Raw genomic sequence first — 6,869 nt, forward strand, 5'->3', positions numbered from 1 at the left:
CATCCAATAAACACTTGGATTTTGACTTTCCTATAAGTTTATCCAATAAACATTTGCTCATACCTGACAAACGTTTGTTGGATGGTCGTTGGGATATAAAAATTTACTGGAATTATCAAGGCAAAGAGCACTTGACAAAAAAAAGTATCACCTATTAATTAATAATATGTTATTGTCTGCCTTAATTTTGGGCCTTATGGGAAGTTTACACTGCATAGGTATGTGCGGGCCCATTGCATTTATGCTGCCTGTAAGTCAGAATAATAAGTATAAAAAAGCAGGCCAGGTTTTCATTTACCATTTTGGAAGACTAATGGCATATGGTATTATTGGCTTATTATTTGGACTATTAGGCAAGGGGCTTTACATCTTTGGAATACAGCAAAAACTATCGATTCTTGTTGGTGTACTCATGATATTAGTTGTAATAATACCGTATAAATATATGAGCAGGCTTAGCCTTTCAAGACCTGTATATCGGATTATTGGAAAAATTAAAAGCAATTTAGGTAAAGCGCTTAAAAAGAAAACAGCAGATACTTTTCTCACTATTGGGTTTCTAAACGGATTCCTGCCCTGCGGACTGGTTTATATGGCCCTTTTGGGAGCAATTGCCATGGGTACAGCTGTTGAAGGTTCTATATATATGATATTATTTGGATTAGGTACAGTTCCTTTAATGACTACGGCGGTTTACCTGAGCGGAATATTAAAGGATTCTTCTAAGCAGCGAATACGTAAATTAATACCCGTTTTTGTGGTTATCATCGGATTACTTTTTATTCTTAGAGGAATGGGATTAGGAATACCCTACGTATCCCCTAAGCCAATAGTAGAAGTGGTAACTACAGAAATAGAATGTCATTAGCCATATTTAAACTAAATATGGCAATTTATAAACCCAGAAAAAAACTAACATGAAAATTGTTACAAAAGCGGAAGCTGCATCTATTGTTAAATCCGGGGATCGGATATTTCTTCAAGGAGCTGCTATGACTCCTAATACATTAATCAACAGTATTTGTGAAAGATATGAAGAATTAGAAGAGGTAGAGATTATTTCAATTCATACGGAAGGAGAGGTGAAATATGCATTACCGCCATATAATGAGGCATTTAACATAAACAGTTGTTTTGTTGGAGGAAACGTCAGAAGAGCGGTGAATACAAATAAAGGTGATTATATCCCTATATTTCTAAGTGAGATTCATTTTCTATTCAGACGAAATATTTTACCGCTGGATGTTGCCGTAGTTCAAGTTTCTCCACCTGATAGGCACGGGTATTGTTCTTTAGGTGTTTCGGTAGATATTGCATTGCCTGCAATACAGACTGCAAAAAAAGTTATTGCCCAGGTTAATCCACAGGTTCCAAGAACTCATGGAGATGGTATTATTCATAAAAGCCGAATAGATTTGGCTATAGAGGTTGACGAACCTATCCACGTTGCTCCAATTACCGAAATAACAGATTTAGAGCACGCCATTGGAAAAAATGTTGCCGATCTTATTGAAGATGGCGCCACTTTGCAATTGGGTATCGGAAATATTCCCAATGCTGTTTTAAGCAATTTACACAACCATAAAAGATTAGGGGTACATACAGAAATGTTTTCCGACGGCCTTTTACCTTTGGTTGAAAAAGGCATTATTACAGGAGAGGAAAAAGAGATTAAAACCGGCAAAATTGTCACGTGTTTCGCCGCAGGGACCAAAAATTTATACGATTTTGTAGATGACAATCCACTAGTGCATTTCAAAGAAGCCGGATATACTAATGATACCAGTGTAATTGCTAGAAATCCTAAAGTAACGGCAATAAACAGTGCCATTGAAATAGATCTAACCGGACAGGTCTGTGCCGACAGTATTGGACAACGACACTTTTCAGGTGTTGGAGGTCAAATGGATTTTATAAGAGGTGCCACTATTTCAGAAGGAGGAAAACCAATTTTTGCCCTTTCCGCAGCCACGGCAAAAGGAGTCAGCAAGATTACCCCTACTCTTAAAGAGGGAGCAGGAGTTACTACCACCAGAGCGCATGTTCACTACGTGGTTACTGAGTATGGCGTGGTAAATCTTTTTGGCAAAAATTTATATGAAAGGGCAAAGGCCCTGATATCTATTTCACATCCGGATCATCGTGAAATGTTGATCAAAGCGGCATATGAACGATTTGAACGATCTTAAAACGAATTAATGCAAATTGAGCGATATATTGACCATACCTTATTGAAGCCAACTGCTACTCCTAAAGCAATAAGACAATTATGTTCCGAAGCAAGGGAGTTCAATTTTTTTGCGGTTTGTGTTAACAGTTGTAATGTTGCCCTAGCAAAGGAAGAACTGAAAGGTTCCATGGTCAAAATAGCTGCAGTAATTGGCTTTCCGTTAGGAGCCATGTCTACTGAAGCCAAATTATGCGAGGCACAATTCTGTGTTGATCATGGAGCAGATGAAATAGATATGGTTATAAATGTTGGTTGGTTAAAATTCGGAGAATACGGTCTGGTAAAAGATGAAATAGCTAAAATAAAACAGGCCATTGCACCTATGAAATTGAAAGTAATTATTGAGACCTGTTACTTAACGGCTGAAGAAAAAAAAATAGCCAGTATGCTGGTTGTTGAGGGTAAGGCAGATTTTGTAAAAACGTCAACCGGATTTGGCTCAGGAGGAGCTACATTTGAGGATGTTGAATTAATAAAACGTGTAATTCAAGACAAAATAAAGATAAAAGCCTCAGGAGGTATTAAAGATAAAATTACTGCCAAACGTTACTTGGATATGGGCGTTTCACGTTTAGGAACCTCCTCAGGAATTGCAATAGTCAAAGAAACTAATCCCTAATCTATGAGTGCTCACATTGACGCAAAAAAGAATGAGATTGCCGAGATCGTTTTAATGCCGGGTGATCCGTTACGTGCCAAATGGATTGCTGAGACATTTTTAGATAACGCATATTGTTACTCAAATATTCGAGGTATGCTAGGTTATACCGGGGAATTCAGAGGGAAACGTATTTCAATACAGGGAAGCGGTATGGGCATTCCTTCCGCCATGATCTACTATCATGAACTTATTAATGATTATGATGTGAAAAGAATAATCCGGGTAGGTACTGCAGGATCTTATCAGGAGGATGTTAAGATTCGGGATATCGTTTTAGCCCTGTCCGCTTCAACAAATTCGGGTATTAATAATGCTGTTTTTAGTGATTCTAGTTATGCCCCTACAGCCCACTTCAATTTGATTTTGAAGGCTGCTTTATACGCACAGGAAAGCAACATTCCTATCAAGGCAGGTAATGTACTATCTGCAGACCTGTATTATGAAGAAGACCCATTGGCTTATAAAAAATGGGCTAAATATGGAGTGCTTTGTGCTGAAATGGAATCTGCCGGACTTTACACTATTGCTGCCAAACACAGTATTGAGGCTCTAACTATACTTACCATTTCCGACTCGTTGGTTACCGGTGAGAAATGCAGTTTTGAAGAGCGGGAACGAACTTTTAAGCAAATGGTTCAAATTGCGCTGAACATTTGCCAAGACTAAAATAACATTGTTTAATCAATGATTTATAAACACATCCCTGATGTACTGGTTAAAGTCAAATTTTCCGATTGTAATAAATTCCGATATCAACTTACCATAGAAAACCCGATAAAAACAGATGGTAAATCCCTCTGTGTTATCATGCAAAATCCCAGTGTTGCCAATGCAAGAATTGCAGACAAATCTGTTCAATTTCTGGAAAAACTCATTTTTGAAAAAGAGGTAAAGCTATTTAGAGACGTAAAAAGCATTACCGTAGTCAATCAGTTTGCATATATACAAACCAATGGTTTTATCGGTTCTCCAAACAAAATCGGGAAAGAGAATGATAGTCTTATCAGTCAGGCTATTGAAGTTTCCGATATGGTTCTTGTTGCCTGGGGGAAAACCAATGCATATCCTGAACGCCAGAAGATAATAAATGCTATTTTAATGCAATATCCAGCAAAGCAAGTTTTAGCCACAAAGGCCCATCCTTCAAGAGGGACTTATAAAGATTTTATCGAACCCTATACTTACTAAAAATCTTTTCTTTGCGCTTTTCTGACCAAACTATACAGTGGAATAAGGGTCCATAAAATCAACATAAATATGGAAAGTAAAAATCCAGATCTTGTTCCGAAAAAAGATTTGAATACAGCTCCGGTATAACCCATAAGGGCAGATATATCTAATTTCAGAAGTATTAGTGTTCTGGAAAGGTCTACGGGATTAAGCATTGTAGCTACCAGGGAATACTTGTCCAGAGGATAGTCTTCAAACATTATAAGAGATAAAAGAAACAACCCATCATAAATTACGGCAAAAAACAACCACATTAATACAGCGTAACCAAATCCTTTAATCTTATTTTCATTGGTTAAAGCTATATTAAACGACAATGCCGTAAATATAAGGGTGAGGAATGCGCCCACGACCAATAATAAAGTAAAATCCCAAATGGCATTACTTTTAAAAAGTCCATACAGAATAAAAGGAATCCCGAGTCCCATTACCAAACTTAAGGTCAAAGAACCTGCTACACCTAAATACTGCCCTACAAAAATGGAAGAACGTTTAATAGGCAGCGCCAGTAAAAGTTCAGTGAATTCTTTGGAATTATAGAAGTACATTACTCCAAAAATTGTACCTATTAGTGGAACCAGGACAATGATCACATTCATAAGCGTAATAACTGCTTTGGAAACATCGTTGTTAAGAAATAACAGGACAAACCCAAGGGCAAGATAAAACAGAAAATACACATAGCTCCATCTGCTTCGCATTAGGTCGTAAAAGCTGTATTTCAGTATTTTAAACATCTTCCAAGTTGGTTGCTATTGCCGCAATGGCATGATCAAAATTAGTTTTTCCCGTCTTTGTTTTTAGTTCTTCAACCGTGCCCTTAAAATATATTTTACCTTCAAGCAAATATATAATGGTATCGGCCATTTCTTCTACAAACTGCATGATATGCGTTGTTATCAAAATGGTTTTACCCTGCTCCTTTTCCTTTTGTATAAGTTTCTTTAAACTAATTAAAGCTGCCGGATCCAAACCAGTGGTAGGTTCATCTAAAACAATCAGAGGACTGTTAAACATTAAAGCGAGAAGAATATTTACTTTTTGTCTGGTGCCTCCTGACAGTGAAGCTAATTTACTGTTCAGATAAGGTTCTAACCCAAATACTGAAATCAGATTATCTTCCTGACCTGGTTTTTGCCTTAGATCCTTGATCATAGCTATTAACTCATAAACCTTTAAATTACCAGGGAAATTTGCAATTTGAGGCAGGTAATTAATCTCCCTTCTGTATTTCCAATTCTTTTTAATTGCTTTACTTTCCACTTCAATGGTACCTGAGGTGGGAATTACCATCCCTAAAATGCATTTTATAAGTGTGGTTTTGCCTGAACCATTGGGGCCCAAAACTGCATAGATACCTGGATTCATTATGGAAAGATCCGTTCCACGTAAGACGTGATTCCTGCCAAATTTTTTATGGAGATCGTCAATTCTTATCATTTTATTCTTTTCATAAGGGGGCTATTATCCATTAGCTTATCTGGTGTAAAAATGGGTGATACTTTTTCTGAAAAATCTATGATATCCATAAATAAACTGCGTAGTAGGATAATAGTTTCGGGGGTTCTGTTCACGATATATGAAAATAGTTTAACGGGTCTGTAAGGTACATCACCTATACCATCTTTATTTAAATCATAGCCTGAATAATCGCTCCAATAATTTTCTTTAAACACATTGTCGTTAATTTTGCTGTTATAAGAAATATCAAAGGAATTATGTAAAAAATTGTTATTTACAAATGAATTTGTATAACATGCCCCTTTTACTTTCAAAGCCCATCCATTACTAATAAATTCATTGTTGTAATAATTTATTCTATTGGATCCTTCTACATTGATACCAATGGTATTATTGGTAAAAATATTGCCTGTAATTTCTGCATCATTGATCTCTTTTAATAACAAACCAAAAGAAGCTGTGCCCCAGTTTTTTGAAAAAGTATTGTTGCGCATTGTAATTTTCTTTGAAAACATTACGGCCACACCAGCGCCATTGTTCTCGAAGGTATTATTTGTGTACACATCATCGTTCGAAAACATAAAATGAAGGCCATACCTCAGATTATTTTTACTCACGTTGTTATTGATCATAATATTATCTGAAAACTCCAGGTATATACCATCGCGAACACCTCGCACAATATTTTGGTCTACCTGAACATTGTGGCAATACCATAATTGAATACCATTTCCAGAATTATACTCATCCACTGCATCGCCGTTAATCTTGTTGTTATACACTTTACCGTTATTCGATTTTTCAAGATATATCCCGAAAAAGAGCTTTTCCAATACTACATTCTGAATCAGAAAGTTTTCACTTTTGACTACCCGAATGGCCGCGTAATCTGTTGTGTAACTGGTTCCCACGTTGATAATATAAAGTCCATCAATAGTGACATTATCGGAAACAATGCGTATGATTTCGCCACGGTCTTCGCCATCTATTACCGGATAATTTTCACCCAATAAGGTTAATGGTTTGTCTACAAGGATATTGAACTCTTTGTAGGTGCCTTTTCTAATAAGAACAGTATCAAATTTTGAAGACTTTGAAACAGCATCTCTAATAGAACTATACTCACAGTCTGAGCATACTACCAAGGTCTTTGCTTTTAAACTAAAGATACTTAGAAACAATATTCCAAATAGAAAAAATCTACCCATAATCAGCATTACCTTATTATAAGGAATTTCGAATTCTCGAGTGCTTTTACCCAATGTTTTTCATCTTTAGGAAAGAAAA

Annotated in this window: 9 protein-coding genes; 6 read left to right on the forward strand and 3 right to left on the reverse strand. The window is 36.4% G+C overall.

All coding sequences use genetic code 11. From position 1 onward, the window contains the following. From WBN20_RS03035 to WBN20_RS03060, 6 genes are all read left to right on the forward strand, one after another. Window positions 1-158: FixH family protein (locus WBN20_RS03035; protein WP_424280661.1), on the forward strand; the 158-nt coding region annotated here is incomplete at its 5' end. A gap of 8 nt (window positions 159-166) precedes the next feature. Continuing rightward, entirely contained in the window at window positions 167-868 is a 702-nt protein-coding gene (locus tag WBN20_RS03040; protein WP_424280656.1) for a sulfite exporter TauE/SafE family protein, read from the forward strand. A 49-nt stretch (window positions 869-917) separates the two neighbouring features. After that, a complete protein-coding gene (locus tag WBN20_RS03045; RefSeq protein WP_424280657.1) occupies window positions 918-2,189 on the forward strand; it encodes an acetyl-CoA hydrolase/transferase family protein in 1,272 nt (423 codons plus the stop codon). Between the two features lie 9 nt (window positions 2,190-2,198). Then, window positions 2,199-2,849, forward strand: a complete 651-nt coding sequence (deoC, locus tag WBN20_RS03050; protein WP_424280658.1) for a deoxyribose-phosphate aldolase — start codon at window positions 2,199-2,201, stop codon at window positions 2,847-2,849. A gap of 3 nt (window positions 2,850-2,852) precedes the next feature. Beyond that, window positions 2,853-3,557, forward strand: coding sequence for a purine-nucleoside phosphorylase (gene deoD, locus WBN20_RS03055; RefSeq protein WP_424271925.1), 705 nt, complete (start codon window positions 2,853-2,855; stop codon window positions 3,555-3,557). A gap of 18 nt (window positions 3,558-3,575) precedes the next feature. After that, window positions 3,576-4,079, forward strand: coding sequence for a DUF1643 domain-containing protein (locus WBN20_RS03060; RefSeq protein ID WP_424280659.1), 504 nt, complete (start codon window positions 3,576-3,578; stop codon window positions 4,077-4,079). On the opposite strand, the gene WBN20_RS03065 is transcribed toward WBN20_RS03060, so the two are convergent. From WBN20_RS03065 to WBN20_RS03075, 3 genes are read right to left on the reverse strand one after another with little or no spacing between them, the layout of a single operon-like run. Then, window positions 4,076-4,858, reverse strand: coding sequence for an ABC transporter permease (locus WBN20_RS03065; protein ID WP_424271923.1), 783 nt, complete (start codon window positions 4,856-4,858; stop codon window positions 4,076-4,078). The genes WBN20_RS03060 and WBN20_RS03065 overlap by 4 nt on opposite strands. After that, window positions 4,851-5,561 (reverse strand): ABC transporter ATP-binding protein, encoded by a 711-nt coding sequence (locus WBN20_RS03070; RefSeq protein ID WP_424280660.1) that lies wholly within the window; start codon window positions 5,559-5,561, stop codon window positions 4,851-4,853. Before WBN20_RS03070 ends, WBN20_RS03065 begins: the two co-directional genes overlap by 8 nt. Continuing rightward, a complete protein-coding gene (locus WBN20_RS03075; RefSeq protein ID WP_424274534.1) occupies window positions 5,558-6,790 on the reverse strand; it encodes a nitrous oxide reductase family maturation protein NosD in 1,233 nt (410 codons plus the stop codon). The genes WBN20_RS03070 and WBN20_RS03075 overlap by 4 nt, the downstream gene beginning before the upstream one ends. Window positions 6,791-6,869: the final 79 nt, after the last annotated feature.

Origin of the sequence: Eudoraea sp., from assembly GCF_049665975.1 — a bacterium.
Taxonomy (GTDB): domain Bacteria; phylum Bacteroidota; class Bacteroidia; order Flavobacteriales; family Flavobacteriaceae; genus Eudoraea.